Raw genomic sequence first — 17,302 nt, 5'->3', positions numbered from 1 at the left:
GCCCACCGAAGGAGTCCTTCATGACCTCTGTCCTTCCTTTCACTGACATCGACCTCTCCGACCTCGAGGAGGTCGGCGGCAAGAACGCCTCTTTGGGCGAGTTGATCCGCAACCTCAGCAACGCCGGGGTGCAGGTCCCCGGCGGCTTCGCCACCACCGCCACCGCGTTCCGCCAGTTCCTGGCCGCCGACGGCCTGGACACGCGGATCGCCCAGACCCTGGAGGGCCTGGACACCGCCGACGTGACTGCTCTGGCCGCCGCCGGTGCGCACATCCGGTCCCTGATCCGCAACGCACCGCTGCCGGACGGACTGGAGACCGGAATCCGGGATGCCTACGAAAAACTGGCCGGGACCCACCCGGCAGGAGTGTCCTGGGCGGTGCGCTCCAGCGCGACCGCCGAAGACCTGCCCGACGCCTCCTTCGCCGGACAGCAGGAGACGTTCCTGAACGTGCGCGGGGTGGACAACGTGCTGGCGGCGGTCAAGGACGTCTTCGCCTCCTTGTACAACGACCGGGCCATCGCCTACCGGGTCCACCACGGGTTCGCCCACGCCGAGGTCGCGCTCTCGGCCGGGGTGCAGAAGATGGTGCGCTCCGACGTCGGGGCCTCGGGGGTGATGTTCACCATGGACACCGAGTCCGGGTTCACCGACGCGGTGTTCATTACCTCCTCCTACGGGCTCGGGGAGGCGGTGGTGCAGGGGGCGGTGAACCCGGACGAGTTCTACGTCCACAAACCGGCCCTGGCCGCCGGGCGCCCGGCGGTGCTCAAGCGCGGGCTCGGGGACAAGGCCCTGCAGATGACCTACACCGACTCCCAGGAGCTCGGGGAGACCGTGGGTTTCGTGCCCGTGCCGCAGGCGCAGCGGGGGAGGTTCAGCCTCACCGATGCGCAGGTGGAGCAGCTGGCCCGCTACGCGGTGGCGATCGAGGACCACTACGGCCGCCCGATGGACATCGAGTGGGGCCTGGACGGCACCGACGGGCACCTCTACATCCTCCAGGCCCGTCCCGAGACCGTGGTCTCCCGCCGTGGGGCCGGGGCCGTGGCCCGCTACCGGCTCCACGAGACCGGCACGGTGGTGGCCCAGGGGCGGGCCATCGGCCAACGGATCGGGGCCGGGCGGGTGCGGGTGCTGTCCTCGGTCGAGCAGATGGCCTCCTTCCAGGCCGGCGACGTGCTCGTGGCGTCGATGACCGACCCGGACTGGGAGCCGATCATGAAGAAGGCCGCCGCGATCGTCACCGACCGCGGCGGGCGCACCTGCCACGCGGCGATCATCGCCCGGGAGCTGGGCATCCCCGCCGTCGTCGGCGCCGGGGACGCCAGCGAGGTGCTGGCCGAGGGGGACCCGGTGACGGTCTCCTGCGCGGAAGGCGAGGAGGGCCTGGTCTACGCGGGTCTGCTGGACTACACCGTGGAGAAGACCACCCTGGGCGCGATGCCCGAAGCACCGCTGAAAGTGATGATGAACGTCGGCACCCCCGAGCAGGCGTTCTCCTTCGCCCAGCTGCCCCACCATGGGGTGGGCCTGGCCCGGTTGGAGTTCATCATCAACCGCCAGATCGGCATCCACCCCCTGGCCCTGCTCGCCCTGCAGAACGGGTCCCCCGAGCTGGACCCCGGGGTGGCCATCCAGATCCGGGAACGGATCGCCGCCTACCCCGGACCGCGCGAGTACTACGTCCAGCGCCTGGCCGAAGGCATCGCCACGATCGCCGCCGCCTTCGCCCCGGAACCGGTGATCATCCGGCTCTCGGACTTCAAGTCCAACGAGTACGCCAACCTGCTCGGCGGGCCCGAGTTCGAACCGGCCGAGGAGAACCCGATGCTCGGGTTCCGGGGCGCCTCCCGCTACCTGTCCCCGGCCTTCCGGGCGGCCTTCGAGCTCGAGTGCGAGGCGATCCGATACGTCCGCTCGACCATGGGACTGAGAAACATCAAGCTCATGGTCCCCTTCGTGCGCACCCTCGACGAAGCCCAGGGTGTGATCGAGCTGCTGGCCGCCAACGGACTGCGGCGCGGGGAGGAGGGCCTGGAGATCGTGATGATGTGCGAGCTGCCGGCCAACGCCCTGCTGGCCGGGCAGTTCCTGGAGCACTTCGACGGGTTCTCCATCGGCTCCAACGACCTCACCCAGCTCACCCTGGGCCTGGACCGCGACTCCGCCCTGGTCGCGGGCTCCTTCGACGAACGCGACCCGGCGGTGAAGAAGCTGCTGGAAATGGCCATCACCGCCTGCAAGGACCGCGGCAAGTACGTCGGGATCTGCGGCCAAGGCCCCAGCGACCACCCCGAGCTGGCCGCCTGGCTGCTGAGCCAGGGCATCGACTCCGTGTCCCTGAACCCCGACGCCGTCGTGGACACCTGGCTGGCCCTGGCCGCCACCACAGCACAGCCGGCCGTGTGAGCACCCTGGTCCTGGTGCCGCCGGCGCCAGGACCAGGGCACCAACCCCACCCCCCACCCGGACCACCGGACATCCCGACGAGAAGACAGCGGAGGCACCCGTGACCGACTCCTGCCCGGTGGCGTTCTTCGTCTCCGACAGCACCGGCATCACCGCCGAGACCCTCGGCAACACCCTCATCACCCAGTTCCCGGCCCAGCGCTTCGAACGCCACACCGTGCCCTTCCTCACCACCGCCGACCACGCCCACCAGGTCGCGGCCCGGATCACCACCGCTGCGGAAACCGGGCGCACCACCGTGGTGTTCTCCACCGTCGTGGACCCGCACCTGCGCGGCATCCTCGAGGCTGGCGCCGGGTACTTCGTGGACCTCTTCGGCTCCCACATCCACCAGCTCGAAGCCGCCCTGCACACCACCGCGAACCCTCAACCCGGCAGGGCCCACGGGCTCGGCGACGCCATCCGCTACCAGTCGCGGATGACAGCCGTCGAGTACGCCATGGAACACGACGACGGGCAATCCATCCGCGCCCTGGAACGGGCCGATCTGATCCTCATCGCCCCCTCACGCTGCGGCAAGACCCCCACCAGCATGTACCTGGCCCTGCAGCACGGCATCCGCACCGCGAACTTCCCCCTAGTCGACGAAGACTTCGCCCACCGGTCCCTGCCGGCACCCATCGCCGCCTACGCGACCAAGTGCTTCGGACTCACCTCCCAACCCCTGCGACTGAGCCAGGTCCGCCAGGAAAGACGCCCGGGCACCATCTACGCCTCCCTGCCCCAATGCACCTGGGAACTGCGCAACGCCCAGCAGATGTACGCCCTCAACGACATCCCCCACCTCAACTCAGCCTTCATGTCCGTGGAAGAAATTTCCGCCACGATCCTCCAGAGAATGGATCTCCAAGAAACCGGCACGGTCAAGCCCCCTGGAGTGGTGTAGCGATCCTTCGTAGGGGTCAGGCTGTGAGGGCAGTCAGGGGGTCGGGCCTGACCTCGCTTCCGGTGTCGGCGACGACGGTGAGCCGGCAGCGGGCGAGGACCTCGAGCCCCAGATAGCGGCGGCCTTCGGCCCACTCGTCGGTCTGCTCGGCCAGCACGGCCCCGACGAGACGGACGATGGCTCCTCGGTTGGGGAAGATCCCCACTGCGTCGGTTCGGCGCCGGATCTCCTTGTTCAGCCGCTCGGCGGGGTTGTTGGACCAGATCTGCATCCACACGTCCTTCGGAAAGCCGGTGAAGGCCAGCAGATCCTCCCGGGCGTCCGCGAGGTGCTCGGCGACCGCGGGCAGCTTCTCGGCGACGTAGTCAATCAAGCGATCGAACTGGGCGTCGACCGCGGCGGCGTCGGGCTGGTCGTACACCGAGTGCAGCATCGCTTTCACAGCCGGCCACATCGACTTTGGTGTCACGGCCATCAAGTTCGCGGCGTAGTGGGTGCGGCACCGCTGCCATCCCGCTCCGGGTAGGTTCGCCGCGATCGCCTCGCGCAGGCCTCGGTGCGCGTCCGAGGTCACCAGCCGCACTCCGGCCAGCCCGCGGGCCACCAGATCGGCGAAGAACTCGTTCCAAGCCGCCCCGGTCTCGGCCGTGGCCACCCGCATCCCGAGGACCTCGCGGTGGCCGTCACTGTTGACCCCGGTGGCCAGCAGCACGACGGCGTTGACCACTCGCCCGCCCTCCCTGACTTTCATGCTCAGCGCGTCGGCGGCCACGAACGTGAAAGGACCGGCCTCGCCCAGGGGCCGGTGGCGGAAGGACTCGACGTGCTCGTCGAGGTCGGTGGCCATCCGGGAGACCTGGGACTTCGACAGGGAGTTGATGCCGAGGGTCTTCACCAGCTTGTCCATCCGGCGGGTCGAGACCCCGGCGAGGTAGCAGTCGGCGACCACAGTGATCAGGGCGGACTCGGCCCGCTTGCGGCGCTCGAGCAGCCAGTCGGGGAAGTAGGTGCCGGCCCGCAGCTTGGGCACGGCGACGTCGATGGTGCCGATCCGGGTGTCGAGGTCGCGGTGGCGGTAGCCGTTGCGCTGGGTCACCCGCTCGGGAGCGGGTCTGCCCCATTCGGCGCCGACCACCGCGTCCGCGTCGGCGGAGAGCAGTGCGTTGATCACCGTCTGCAACAAGCTGCGCATCAGGTCCGGGGAGGTTTCGGACAGGGCTTCGCCGAGCAGGCCGGCAGGGATGCTCCTATAGAAGTCAAGCAGCTGCGGGTGGTGGTGCGGTCACCGTGCGTACCAGCGGGACTGTTGGCCTGGTGAGCAGACGGTAAACCTCTCGGGCGATGGGACTGCCCCGGGTTTCCTTGACTCCTTGCCCTGCCCTATGGCCTGCTTACCCCTGTAGGTGTGAAGATCGGCGCATCTCATTGAGAGGCCCCGACCATGCCACGCCCCTTTCCTGCAGAGTTCCGTCTTCGTGCCGTCGCCCTCGTACGGGCCGGCAAGACCATCACCGCCACCGCCGCCGAGCTGGGCATCAGCACCGGTGCGCTGCACAACTGGGTTCGCCAGGACCAGATTGACCGCGGCGAACGGCCCGGGCTCACCACCCATGAGTCGGCGGAGCTGGCCAAGGCGAAGAAACGCATCCGGGCCCTCGAGGCCGAGGTCGAGATCCTTAAGCGCGCCACGAAGCTGCTCGGGGAGGACCGTCCCGCCCCAAAAGGATTCATCCGGTGATCGATGAGCTCGTCGACGCCGGGCACCCCGTCAAGGTCTGCTGCCGGCTGCTCGGGGTGAGCAGTCCCGGCTACTACCAGTACAAGAATCGGCCGCTGTCGCCCACGGCAATGCGCCGGCAGTGGCTCACGGGGCTGATCCGGGAAGTGCATACCGCCTCCCGCGGCACCTACGGCTCCCGGCGGGTCCACGCAGAGCTCACCCGCGGCATGGACGTGGTGGTCAGTGAGAACCTGGTGGCCGTGCTGATGAGTCTCGCGGGGATCGCCGGGCTACCGGGCCCGGCCAAGGTGAAGAAACTCAAGGGCGTGGCCACCGCCGATGACCTGGTGCACCGGAAGTTCCACCGGCTGGCGCCCAATGAACTATGGGTCACGGACATCACCGAGCACCCCACCAGAGAAGGCAAAATCTACTGCTGCGCGGTGCTGGACGCCTTCTCCCGCCGGATCGTGGGCTGGTCGATCGACAACTGTCAGGACTCCTCCTTGGTGGTCAACGCCCTGGACATGGCGATCAAGAACCGTCGACCGGCGCCGGGCGGGATCGTGCACGCCGATCACGGCGTGCAGTTCACCTCCTGGGCCTTCACCCGCCGCATCCGGGAGGCGGGCCTGATGCCCTCATTCGGGACGATCGGGGATGGCTACGACAACGCGATGATGGAATCCTTTTGGTCCTCCATGCAGATCGAGCTGCTCAACCGGAAGAAGTGGCGCACCCGGATCGATCTGGCCAACGCGATCTTCGAGTACATCGAGATCTTCTACAACCGGCAACGGCGTCACTCACAGCTGAACTACGAGTCCCCGGTCACCCACGAACTACGCTACGAATCACCATCCATTCCTGCCTGATCTTCAGACCGCACGGGGTAAGCGAACCGTGGGGCAGGTCACCTTGTCAACAGAAGTCGGGGCAGTCCCCGTCGTCTTCGACAAGCTGGTGCAGGTCCTGGTGCTCGGGGCGGCCTATGAGAAGATCGCTGACACCACCTGTTCGGCCACCACCATCCGCAACCGCCGCGAGGAGTGGAGCGAAGCAGGGATTCTCACCGCCCTGGAGCAGATCTGCCTCGAGGCCTACGACAAGATGATCGGGTTGCAGTTGGAGGACCTCGCCGTGGACGGGTGCATCACCCAAGCTCCCTGCGGCGGCGAGGCCGCCGGCAGATCCCCGGTCGACCGCGGGAAGCAGGGCACCAAACGCTCCGTGCTCGTCGACGGCACCGGCCTGCCCCTGGGTGTGGTAGTCGCTGCGGCCAACCGCCACGACTCTCCTCTGCTGCGCCCCACGATGGAAACGCTGTCCCGGTTCGGCTTTGAGCTGCCCGAACGGATAACGGTGCACCTCGACGCCGGCTACGACTCCAAGGCCACCCGTGCGTTGCTCGAGGAGCTGGGCTGCAATGGTGAGATCGCTACCAAGGGCATCCCCGCACCGATCCAGAACACCGCCCGCTGGGTGGTGGAACGCACCAACTCCTGGCACAACCGAGGGTTCAAGAAGCTGGCCGTCTGCACCGAGAAACGCATCCGGGTGATCGAGGCCTTCATCGGACTGGCCAACGCCATCATCATCACCGGCAGGCTGCTCCGCGAGGGGTGGACCCATCACCGCTGGGGCACACGACCGGCCCGACAACCATGACCTATCTGCGGAACCTCATACCCTCTGCACTGGTGAACCCGGCTACGGAGGCCGGGCTCACCAATGAGTCTACTCGGCCGCGGACGAGGCGTAGCTCATCGAGGAATGTCCGCCTGGGTGGCTTCCTTATGGAGCTTCCGCGCGTCCTCCGGTGTCAGGAATCGCTGCTCCTTTAGCTCACGCACGTTGTCTTTCACCGCTTTCACGTAGGATCCGTGGGTGGGATAGAGGGCGCTGACGGTTTCATCGTCGAACGGGCGTTCATATCCGGCTATGAAGCAAAAGGAGGCACCCGTGGCGGTTCCGTACCAAGTGCTGGTCGGTACATCGAGGTAAGGAGAGCGAAGTCCCCCCTGCACGTTGCCAAATTCGTCGAGCACGGCGGCACCATTCTCGACCAAGATCGGTTCTGCGCGTGGCGGTGCAACGCCATCCTGAACCCAAAGGTCGAGATTCTTCAAAGCAGCATTGAAGAAGATGGAACTCGGAAAACGACTGCGGGGCCCCTCGTTGCAACTCATCGGAGGAACTGTTCGCCCGGCTGCCACGATGTCCTCGGAAGCGGCCGAGAAGTACAGCTCGTCCGGGGTGGCATGACCTGCGCCGGCCATTTCGTAGTGACGGTACTGGTCCCCAGTTGCGTCGCTGTCGGGCCTGCGCGAGCCGATGCCGCGCAGATAGTCCGACTGAGACATGAGCCGCATGATCGGCACACCGACGTCCTTGAACTGGCGGCGCGGATCCTCGGGGCCCGGTGCGCTCTCGCACTGGTTCATCGGATAGGCCCCGGCAAAGGCGCCGCCTGCAACACCAACGATGTAGCCGTCGTAGATCGGTGCTCCGTCGGACTCGACGACGTGGGGTTGAACGCCGTTGATGTAGTTGGCCAGGTAGCCGCCGGTCTGGGAGTAGCCGAAGCCGTAAGCCCTCTCCACTAGGGTTGATTCTCCGCCATATGCCAGCGGATTCGAGGGCGCATCACTCTTCAGCCAGGCTCCGACCTGGCTGTAGATATCCCATACCAACCCGTTCTCGGTGGTCCGAGAACTGTCTGCGGCGACCGCCGTACAATTTTGAGGATCATCCAGTGGGAGTGGGTTCGCGAAAGACAGGGAGCCGTATCGTTCGGCATCAAAGTTCTTGAGGGCCTCGACCGAGATCGGCTTTGCAGTGATCCCCACCCACGCGTCCCCGTTGCTCACGATCTGCTCGCGTGCCATGGCCCATCCGATGTTGAGATCAAACAGGTTCGATGGATTGAGCATCTCCACCACGACATTGCCGCTGAAGTGCTGGTCTTTGGCGGGCTTCCGCACGAGAACCCGTGTCGTGTAAGGCGCATCTGCTGTGCGTACGATGGCAGGCCCCGGAGCCGGCCAGCTGTAGACGTTGGCGTTGCCGCTGGCGAGGTATTCCTCTTCCACATACCCCTGCCTGGACAGGTCCTCGGGAATGAGCTGGTGGTCTGCTGCCCCGAAGGGGTGGGAGTCCTCCGTGGCGGGAAGAAGCGTTGTTTCCGGTATCGGCGTCACTCGCTGAACCGCTGGCCTAGAGGTTTTTTGCCCCCCCTTTCTCGGGAATTCATCGGCTTCCGCATGGGCCGGAAGCATCCCCGCCCCCACCACTCCCACTACAAGTGATAATGACAGCGCCAGAGAGGCGCCAGTGAACTTTTGCACGAATACTCCTTTAGTATTGTCCAGTTCCAGTTCCAATATCTAACAAAGCGGGACTGCTAGGACCGGCTATGCACACTGGAGGGTGTCCGCCGAGGCGAGGCACACCTGATGGACATGTGTACGAGACTTCTTCCTGAGTCTGAGTGGCGAGGTTCCGTTTGGTGGATCACGCCTCACCGGTGGTTCGTAGCCGCGGTGACTCAAAAGCCCTAGAGAAGGCAGCTGGGCTGGTAGACGGGGTCGGCCGGCTTTCCGGCGGGCTGGGCCAGTGCGTGAACAACCAGTCGGTGGACGACCGGGTCGTTGGGAGCCTGGTCGTGCTCAATGAGGTCCAGAGGGCACTTGTCCTGGATGGTGATGTTGGTGACCTTCTTGGTCGGTCCGGACAGGAACTGGCTCTGGTACGGGGTGACCACTTCGTCATACTTCGTGGCGATGACCGTGTAGGCCGGACCGGGGACCGTGTCACCGATCGAATTGAGCTCGGCCATGAAAGAAGATCCAGCTTGTTGGTCGGCGCAGGCCTGGCAGGTGGGGTTGCTGGTGTCCTCGGTCGCGGGCATGAAATCCGGCGGCGGCACGATCAGACCTTGGGTGCCGTGGTTGGAGGGGGCGATACCGATCAGGTGGTTGACGTTCTTCGCGCCGTTGAGGAAACCCATGTAGTAGCGGGGCATCATCCCGCCTTGGCTGTGACCGACCAAGTCGACCTTCTTGGCGCCTGTCGCGGCGAGCACTGCGTCGACGAACGGCGCAAGCTCCTTAGCCGACTCGGCGACGGGGCCGGTGGCGTCGAGGCCGTTGGTCTCCCCGTAATTGAGTGCGAAGACGCAATATCCCTGATTCTTGAGGCGCGGGGACAAAGTGGACCAGTTCTTGGCCATGCTTTCAAAAGTTCCCGGCACGAGGACCACGGGATACGGATGGTCCTCGGAGGGCTGGCAGGACCAGTCGTTAGCGCCCGGGGGCGAGATGTCGACGGTGCTCGCGTGAGCGGCAGGTGCAGAAAAGGTTAGGACACACAGCATGACCATTGTTGCTAGGAAACTGGGCTTTCTCGCCTTTGACATGAACATACCTTTCTCTCGCACCCGTCGAGCACGACGGACAACATGGAGGACGACGCTGCCGGGAAGCCTGACGGAAAGTGACCCGAATCACGGTCTGTGGTGAATGTTAGAGGCGCCTGGGCGCGGACATGGCGGCCAGCACGGACGTGCAGTCCCGCACCATCGGGCTGATCGAAAAGTGCACGCCGCTCCCACACCGGGTAAGCCATCGCCCTGATGCCGATACGGCAGGAGCGGCATAACGCGGGCCTGTGGGCTCGTTCGGCACAGCCGGTGGCAGGGTGCCTGCTGGTCAGGACCGTGCACGGCGTCGCCGGAAGAGTGCAGCCCTCAGCGTCCGGCGAGGTGGCGCACCAGGGTCCGAGCCGTGCGATCGTCGATGACCAGGTCGGTAACCACGCCCGCCCGCAGCGCCCCGACGAGGCCGGGGACCTTGTGGTCGCCGGCGACCACACACAGCCGCCGCGGGATCCGCCGCAGTTCGTGCGGCGCAGGACCGGAGGCGCGGCGGTTGAGGTCGAGGTCGGCGTAGGTCCCGTCCTCGCGCAGGAAGACCGTGCACACGTCCCCGACCACCCGGTGGGTCGCGAACTCCCGAAAGGCGTCCTTGGTGAGATAGCCGCCGCTGTAGACCTCGGACAGCGCCGGGCCACGGAAGGCGCCCACGCTAAAAACGGCTAAATCGGCGGTGTCGCGCACCGCGAGCACCCGGCGCACCGAGGACTCCTGCCACATCAGGGTGCGGGTCTCCTCGTTGTCGAAGAACGCCGGGGCGGGGAACGGCATTAGGGAGGCCTCAAACGCCGTGGCCATCTGGGAAAACAGTCCGGGCGACTGCCCCATCTGCGGCAAACGGGCGCTCACTGCGCCATTCATCTGCACCACCATTGTGTCCCGGGTGCGCTTGGACTGCAGGTGGGCAGCTACCGCCGAGGTCGTGGTGCCCCAGGCCACCCCCAAGGTCATCTCGTCCCCGAACCAGTCGCCGATCAGCACCGCCGCGGAACGGGCCGCGGCCTCCAACCGCTTCGCGTCGGAGGCAGACGGGGAGGTCCCGGCCACGTGCACCGTAACGCCGAAAGCGTCGTGCAATGTCCGTGAGAGCTCACTGCGCGAATCCAAGGGAGGCGACAGGCTGATCCGCACGATGCCCCGCTCCCGGGCCGCCTGCAGCATCCGCGAGACCGTCGAGCGGGAGACGCCGAACCGGTCCGCCACCGCCTCCATCGTCGCTCCCTGCACGTAGTACAGCTCCGCCACGCGGTAAAGCTCCGCATCATCATGCACGGCCGACTCCCTGTGTCGCACATTCGCTCACAGAGGTTGAGCATACTCTCACCAGGACCCAGGGTGTGACAGAGAGCACAACAGGTTCCCAACCGTACTTAGAGATTCCGCAGATAGGCGTGGTCGGACGCCGAGATGAGGACAGGCACGAGGCCTGGTAGACACGGATTTGTTGAGAATCATCGCGTCTGTCAGGAGCACTCGTGCCTGCTGTTCCATCGTGCATCATTGAGCCCATCTGGGACCAGTTCTCCGCTCTGATCTCTCCGGTGGTCGACGGCCACCTTTTGGGCTGTCACCGACCCCGGCTGCCGGACCGCGTCGTCTTCGACAAGCTGGTGCAGGTCCTGGTGCTCGGGGCGGCCTATGAGAAGATCGCCGACACCACCTGTTCGGCCACCACCATCCGCAACCGCCGCGAGGAGTGGAGCGAAGCAGGGATTCTCACCGCCCTGGAGCAGATCTGCCTCGAGGCCTACGACAAGATGATCGGGTTGCAGCTGGAGGACCTCGCCGTGGACGGGTGCATCACCCAAGCTCCCTGCGGCGGCGAGGCCGCCGGCAGATCCCCGGTCGACCGCGGGAAGCAGGGCACCAAACGCTCCGTGCTCGTCGACGGCACCGGCCTGCCCCTGGGTGTGGTAGTCGCTGCGGCCAACCGCCACGACTCTCCTCTGCTGCGCCCCACGATGGAAACGCTGTCCCGGTTCGGCTTTGAGCTGCCCGAACGGATAACGGTGCACCTCGACGCCGGCTACGACTCCAAGGCCACCCGTGCGTTGCTCGAGGAGCTGGGCTGCAATGGTGAGATCGCTACCAAGGGCATCCCCGCACCGATCCAGAACACCGCCCGCTGGGTGGTGGAACGCACCAACTCCTGGCACAACCGAGGGTTCAAGAAGCTGGCCGTCTGCACCGAGAAACGCATCCGGGTGATCGAGGCCTTCATCGGACTGGCCAACGCCATCATCATCACCGGCAGGCTGCTCCGCGAGGGGTGGACCCATCACCGCTGGGGCACACGACCGGCCCGACAACCATGACCTATCTGCGGAACCTCTAAGGCGTAAGGGGGTGGAGGGTTACGAGCAGATTGGCGCTCCAATGGCACAGGAAAGCGATGACGGTGCAGGTGTGGAACATCTCGTGGAACCCAAAGCGCCCCGGCCAGGGGTTGGGGCGCTTCAGCGCGTAGAACACCGCCCCCATCGTGTAGACCAGGCCACCGACCAGCACTAAGAACATAGCGGTGGCGTTGGCCTGGAACAGCTCACCGATGTACATCAGCGCCGCCCAACCCAGCCCAATGTAGAGGGCCACGTAGAGCCACCGGGGGGCATGTAGCCAGAAGATCCGGAACCCGATACCGATCAGGGCACCACCCCACACCACGGTCAGTAGGATCACGCTCTGTGGCCACGGCAGCGCGTTGACGGCCAAAGGGGTGTAAGTGCCGGCAATGAGCAGGTAGATATTGGCGTGATCCAGGCGCCGGAAAACGGCCTTCGTCCGCGGCTTCCAGGGGACGCGGTGGTAGGCGGCGGCCCTGTGATTGGCGATTAGTGGGAGTCAAGTGCCCGGACGGGTGTCCACGTGGGCGTCCGGCACGCCGGGGCCGATAATGCAGAACCGCGCGAAGTCGTGGGTGAAGACGGGGCAAAGGCGGGACGACGCGCTTTACATATGGCCCGTTAGCGGCTGTTCAGGCGGAGCCGTCGGGATGGTTCCCGCCGCCAGGCCGGCATCGGCCGTGTTCCGCAGACCGCGTTGCAGGCAGGACGTGCGGTGGGTGCCAGGACGACCCACTGGTGCCCTGCGTGTCATCGTCGGCTCCGGTTGACTGCCGTGACCGCAGGTGTCGCCCATCACTGCGCATTCGGGCGGGCCCGCGTACAGTAGACCCCAGTTGTTGAAGTTTCGTTTTTCGCATTGCAAGCAGTTCGCCCGGACATCGGGCGCAGCGGTTTTTCTGAGAAGACGTTTTGGCAGGCATCGCAACGCCCGAGCACCCCGATCGCCGGGGACGCTCCGTTTCTTCAGAAAGACAGGTTCCCCATGACTACTGGCACCGTGAAGTGGTTCAACGCCGACAAGGGCTTCGGCTTCATCACCCCCGAGGACGGCTCCAAGGACGTGTTCGCGCACTTCTCCGCGATCAACTCCGGCGGGTACCGCTCCCTGGAGGAGAACCAGCGCGTGGAGTTCGAGACCCAGGACGGCCCCAAGGGCCCCCAGGCCGCGAACATCACCGTGCTTGCGTGAGAACGCCCTGATCTCCCCGTGAGATCACCGACCCGGGGCTGACCGCCCCGCCGTCGACCTGATATCGCCACCCGGCTGGAGCCGGGTGGCGATGTCTCGTTCCGGGCCCGGTTCTCGGGTGGCCCCACCGATCCTTCTGCGCCGCCGCGGCACCGGTGGCGCGGACTCGCCTCGAGCCCTGGGCCCAGGAGCCGCGGCCGGGTGCTCGCCTGGGGTGTGGAAGGCATGGAATCCTGCGGTCAGTGGTGTCAGAAGGAATCGAGGACGTGGGCCGGGTGCGTCGTTGGCAGGCAGATCGACGCCGAGCGCGACCCGACGGGTGCCGCTCTCGACGTCCCCGCAGGATCGTGGTGCTGCTGGGCATCGACGGGGCCGGGAAGACGACCACGGCCGAAGCGCTGGCGGCGGCGGCACGGGAGTCGGGACGACCGGCGATCGTGTTGCGCAACCGCTCCGGTCGCCGCTGGTTGGCCCGCGTCTCGGCACGCTGCCAGCTGGAGCTGCCCGTGCGGTGGGCGGACCGGGTCGAGACCGGAGTGCGCACCGTCAACGTCGCGGTGTCCCGGGTGCGGGCCTACCGCCGGGCGGGTCTGGTGATCCTCGACCGTCACCTGGTGTGCCAGCTGGTGCTGCGCCAGGGCCGGGGCCTGCCGCCGGGCCGGGTGCTGCCGTGGTTGGCGGCCCGGTCGATCCGCCCCTACGCGGTGGTCGTTCTCGACATCCCGGCCCCGATCGCCCAGCAACGGATCCTGCGCCGCGGCGAAGACCACGAGTCGCTGGACTACCTGCGGACCGCCCGCACCGCCTACCTGGAGCTCGCCCGGGCGAAGGGCTGGAGCGTGGTGGACGCTACCGCAACGACCGAGGTGCTGGCCGCCCGGATCGCCGCCGCCGTCGACCTCTGATCGATCGGCAGGCCCACGGCCCTCCCCGGAGCACGGGCCGTCCCGTGCTCGACCGGCGGTGAGGACCGCAGGCAAGGCCTGTTCTCTTCCATCCGCTGGCCGTGCGCTGCGGTCGCTTGCTCAGGGTGTCGGCGGCGCCGGTGACCACGCTGGTGAACTTCGCCGCCCGAGCAGATGGTCTTTGTCGATGCCGTCTGAATACTGACCCTCGGGCGCCGTGCGGATTCAACGGTGGGTTCTTGCGGTGCTTGCAACACTGAGCGGTGGGGGTGGTGTTGTGGGTGGGCACGCGCCACGGCAGACGATGCGGCGCCGGCGAGGGAAGTGAGCACCCATGCCGGCGAGATTGGCGATGCGGAGGCCGCCGCGCGTTGTGGACTTCGGATCGCGGCGTGAATCAACGAGGAGACATCAGACAGAAGCACCCCGCGTCGGTGCTCTTCACCACCGGGTTCGGGGCATGTATCGCCATCGTCTCGACCCTTGTGGAGCGGCCGCGGCAGCGCCCCAGATGCAGTGGCGACTACAGATGCACAGCGAGATCTCCACGGAGACAGACGATCTCCGCCTGCGGAACGAACATGCTCGTGAACGCCTTCGCGGATGGCGACGGGTCGGCACAGGTGGCGAGGTGGACCTCCCACTCCGGCGCGTCGGACAGTGGCGTGTGCACGAGGTGCTGGGCTGCCTGCTTCGCGGCGATCGACTCAGGCACCATCGCGATCCCGAAGCCGCGTGTGACGAGGTCTACGAGCATGTGCACGTCGTTGGCCTCGACGATCGTGCGACGTGTCACGCCGGCGGTGGCCAGCGCTGCGTCGAGTATGCGCCTTGCCTCCCAGGTGCCACCGAAGTCGACGGTGCGGACATCCTGCAGGTCCGCGAGTGACGTGCACGGCACGTCGTCGTGCGAGAGTGCGACGAACGGCTCTCGGCGCAGCAACAAGCTGTTGTTCATGGGGGCGGATGCCGCTGGTGCGGCGATGAGAGCGACGTCGAGGCGCCCTTCGTCGAGCATCGGCGCGAGGCGTGAGCTCACGTCCTGGACGAACTCGAGGTCGGCAGTGGGGTGCTCGCTGGCGAACGACGTCAGGAGGTCGACGATGTCGACGGCACCGCCGAGGCACTGCTCGGCGCCGATGCGCAGTTCAGCGCGCCCGGGCTCGTCGCCGAGGACGGCGCGCTGGGCGTCGCGCACCTGGTCGAGGATCCGCTCGACCCCCGGCCGGAACACCGCGCCCGGACTCGTCAGGGACGCGCCGTGGCGGCCGCGCGTGAACAGCTGAGTCCCGAGCTCGCGCTCGAGCGAGCGGATCGACGCCGACAGCCCGGGCTGTGAGACGAACGAGCGCTCGGCCGCACGTGTGAAGCTGCCTTCCTCGGCGACGGCGATGAAGAACTCCAGCTGACGAACATCCATACGCGCAACGTTAGCCGGGCTGGATCAGTACGGCTGAGTCTCCAGCTCGGTGGCGAACATCCGCAGCCGGCTGCGCTGGGAGTGCATCTGCCACAGCTTCTCCGCGAGCACCTGCGGATCCTTCTGCTCGTCGCCCGGAACGATCGCACCGGGGATGATGAGCTGGCCGACGTAGATCGGCTCGTCCTTCAGCGCCTGGTCCAGCATTTCGACATAGGCGGTCTCACCGGCGAAGCCGATCGAGGTGCCCGCGAAGTGCTGCACCGGCTGCACCGCACTTCCGCCGTTGACGAAGAGAAGCGAGCCCTTCTTCAGCACGCGCATGCCCTGCAGCACCTGGTGCACGGCGGCGACGGGGCCGTAGACCGAGAACTCGACAGCGGCCCTGACATCCCCGACCGTCGACTCCAGGAGCGGTCGCAGGAACTCCTTCTGCGGCAGCGGGTTGTACGACAGCACCTCGATGAGACCGAGATCCTGGGTCGCCTGGTCCAGGGCCGCGACGAGGCTGTCGGTGTCGCGCACGTTCGCCGCGTACCCCTTCGCGGTGAAGCCGTCAGCGACCAGGTCAGCGGCCAGCTGGTCGACCCGGTCCTGGTTCCGGGCGATGAGGGCCAGGCTGTAGCCCTCCCTGCCGAAGCGTCGAGCGACTGCCTCACCGAGGTTTCGTCCTGCTCCGATGATCGCGAAAGTCGTCATGCCGGACATGCTAGGTCGGATGTTCATCACCTGCGGTCCACCGTTCAATAGTGATCTTCTATGGAACCAGCGAAATACGCCGCTGGTGGAGGACGGTTGTGGTTCGTGGCTGCGGGTTCCCGGGGCCGACCACAGACGAAGGAGAACCACGATGACGTCCGTTCCTGAGATCCGGATCGCCGATGGTGTCAGCATCCCGCAGCTGGGCTTCGGCGTGTACCAGGTTCCGCCGGAGACGACCGAGGAGGCCGTGACGATGGCCCTCGAGGTCGGATACCGCCACGTGGACACGGCGCAGATGTACGGCAACGAGCAGGGCGTCGGCGACGCGCTCGAGGCCTCCGGTCTGAACCGCGACGAGCTGTTCGTCACGAGCAAGCTCAACAACAGCTTCCACCGTCGTGACGACGCGCTGCGCGAGGCCGAGAAGAGCGTCGAGCGGCTCGGCGGCCCGATGGACCTTTTCCTCATCCACTGGCCGCTGCCCACGATCGACGTCGACTACCTCGAGACGTGGAAGGCCATGATCGAGATCCGGGACGCCGGCCTGACCCGCGCGATCGGCGTCTCCAACTTCCAGGTGCCCCACCTTCAGCGCATCATCGCCGAGACCGGCGTCAAGCCCGCTGTGAACCAGATCGAGGTGCACCCGTACCTGACCAACGAGACGGTGCGCGCCTACAACGCGGAGCAGGGCATCGCGACCGAGGCCTGGTCCCCCATCGCCCAGGGAGCGGTTCTCGACGACCCCGCGATCGCCGCGATCGCCGAGCGCCTCGGCAAGACGACCGCGCAGGTCACGCTGCGCTGGCACATCCAGCGCCACGACATCGTGTTCCCCAAGTCCGTCACCCGCTCGCGTGTCGAGGAGAACTTCCAGCTCTTCGACTTCGAGCTGACCGACGCAGACATCCAGGCGATCACGGCGCTGAACAAGGACCACCGCACGGGCCCGGACCCCGACACGTTCGACTACGTCCCCGCGTGACCGGCACGCCCGCGCCGCGTCCAGCGGTTCGGGGCCGTGCCAGAGCGAACCCCGTGATGCCGGCGGGGAAGAGAGCCTGTGACGATGTTGACCGTTGCGTTCGACCGGTTCGGGTTTCCCGACGTCCTGGTGCCCAGGGACAGCCCGGAGCCTGGCCCGACTCCGGGCCGGGGGCGCGTGGAGATGCGAACGGTCACCGTCGATGATCTCGAGATCCACCCGGGACGCCTGCGGGACGTGATGC

12 protein-coding genes and 3 pseudogenes are annotated in these 17,302 nt (G+C 66.6%); 8 read left to right on the top strand and 7 right to left on the bottom strand.

What is annotated here, in order from left to right; genetic code table 11:
- The first annotated feature begins 20 nt into the window (after positions 1-20).
- Together ppsA and AYX06_RS09385 are read left to right on the top strand one after the other, a co-directional pair.
- Positions 21-2,414, top strand: coding sequence for a phosphoenolpyruvate synthase (gene ppsA / locus AYX06_RS09390; protein ID WP_062735551.1), 2,394 nt, complete (start codon positions 21-23; stop codon positions 2,412-2,414).
- Between the two features lie 100 nt (positions 2,415-2,514).
- Positions 2,515-3,360 (top strand): pyruvate, water dikinase regulatory protein, encoded by an 846-nt coding sequence (locus AYX06_RS09385; RefSeq protein WP_062735550.1) that lies wholly within the window; start codon positions 2,515-2,517, stop codon positions 3,358-3,360.
- A gap of 16 nt (positions 3,361-3,376) precedes the next feature.
- Here the strand turns inward: AYX06_RS09385 and AYX06_RS09380 are convergent, their stop codons facing one another.
- Positions 3,377-4,624: an IS256 family transposase gene (locus AYX06_RS09380; RefSeq protein ID WP_062735549.1), complete on the bottom strand. Its 1,248-nt coding sequence runs from the start codon at positions 4,622-4,624 to the stop codon at positions 3,377-3,379.
- A gap of 177 nt (positions 4,625-4,801) precedes the next feature.
- Between AYX06_RS09380 and AYX06_RS09370 the strand changes: the two are divergent.
- Positions 4,802-5,955: pseudogene (locus tag AYX06_RS09370) on the top strand (IS3 family transposase).
- A gap of 70 nt (positions 5,956-6,025) precedes the next feature.
- A pseudogene (locus AYX06_RS09365) lies at positions 6,026-6,748 on the top strand (IS5 family transposase); the annotation flags it as partial.
- A gap of 95 nt (positions 6,749-6,843) precedes the next feature.
- Here the strand turns inward: AYX06_RS09365 and AYX06_RS19750 are convergent.
- From AYX06_RS19750 to AYX06_RS09350, 3 genes are all read right to left on the bottom strand, one after another.
- Positions 6,844-8,427, bottom strand: coding sequence for an alpha/beta hydrolase domain-containing protein (locus tag AYX06_RS19750; protein WP_147017995.1), 1,584 nt, complete (start codon positions 8,425-8,427; stop codon positions 6,844-6,846).
- Between the two features lie 209 nt (positions 8,428-8,636).
- The gene (locus tag AYX06_RS09355) at positions 8,637-9,455 is read right to left on the bottom strand and encodes an esterase/lipase family protein (protein WP_307725514.1); all 819 of its coding nucleotides are present in this window, start codon (positions 9,453-9,455) and stop codon (positions 8,637-8,639) included.
- A 372-nt stretch (positions 9,456-9,827) separates the two neighbouring features.
- A complete protein-coding gene (locus tag AYX06_RS09350; protein WP_062735545.1) occupies positions 9,828-10,784 on the bottom strand; it encodes a sugar-binding transcriptional regulator in 957 nt (318 codons plus the stop codon).
- A gap of 203 nt (positions 10,785-10,987) precedes the next feature.
- On the opposite strand from AYX06_RS09350, the gene AYX06_RS09345 reads away from it, so the two are divergent.
- Positions 10,988-11,827 carry an IS5 family transposase gene (locus AYX06_RS09345; protein ID WP_062735544.1) on the top strand — a complete coding sequence of 280 codons (840 nt, stop codon included), beginning with the start codon at positions 10,988-10,990 and terminating at the stop codon, positions 11,825-11,827.
- Positions 11,828-11,843: 16 nt separating this feature from the next.
- Here the strand turns inward: AYX06_RS09345 and trhA are convergent.
- Positions 11,844-12,329: pseudogene (gene trhA / locus AYX06_RS09340) on the bottom strand (PAQR family membrane homeostasis protein TrhA); the annotation flags it as partial.
- Between the two features lie 510 nt (positions 12,330-12,839).
- Here trhA and cspE point away from each other — a divergent pair.
- Positions 12,840-13,046, top strand: coding sequence for a transcription antiterminator/RNA stability regulator CspE (gene cspE, locus AYX06_RS09335; protein WP_062735542.1), 207 nt, complete (start codon positions 12,840-12,842; stop codon positions 13,044-13,046).
- 350 nt (positions 13,047-13,396) lie between these two features.
- A complete protein-coding gene (locus tag AYX06_RS09330; protein ID WP_062736973.1) occupies positions 13,397-13,951 on the top strand; it encodes a dTMP kinase in 555 nt (184 codons plus the stop codon).
- A 523-nt stretch (positions 13,952-14,474) separates the two neighbouring features.
- Here the strand turns inward: AYX06_RS09330 and AYX06_RS09325 are convergent.
- Both AYX06_RS09325 and AYX06_RS09320 read right to left on the bottom strand, forming a co-directional pair.
- Positions 14,475-15,371 (bottom strand): LysR family transcriptional regulator, encoded by an 897-nt coding sequence (locus AYX06_RS09325; protein ID WP_062735541.1) that lies wholly within the window; start codon positions 15,369-15,371, stop codon positions 14,475-14,477.
- A 24-nt stretch (positions 15,372-15,395) separates the two neighbouring features.
- Positions 15,396-16,070 carry an SDR family NAD(P)-dependent oxidoreductase gene (locus tag AYX06_RS09320; RefSeq protein ID WP_062736972.1) on the bottom strand — a complete coding sequence of 225 codons (675 nt, stop codon included), beginning with the start codon at positions 16,068-16,070 and terminating at the stop codon, positions 15,396-15,398.
- Between the two features lie 151 nt (positions 16,071-16,221).
- Between AYX06_RS09320 and AYX06_RS09315 the strand changes: the two genes are divergently transcribed.
- Positions 16,222-17,058: an aldo/keto reductase gene (locus AYX06_RS09315; protein WP_062735540.1), complete on the top strand. Its 837-nt coding sequence runs from the start codon at positions 16,222-16,224 to the stop codon at positions 17,056-17,058.
- Positions 17,059-17,302: the final 244 nt, after the last annotated feature.

It is taken from the genome of Kocuria turfanensis (genome assembly GCF_001580365.1).
GTDB classification, from domain to species: Bacteria; Actinomycetota; Actinomycetes; order Actinomycetales; family Micrococcaceae; genus Kocuria; species Kocuria turfanensis.
Note: the sequence above shows the minus strand (reverse complement) of the source record. Positions and strands in the feature narration are given on the sequence as shown.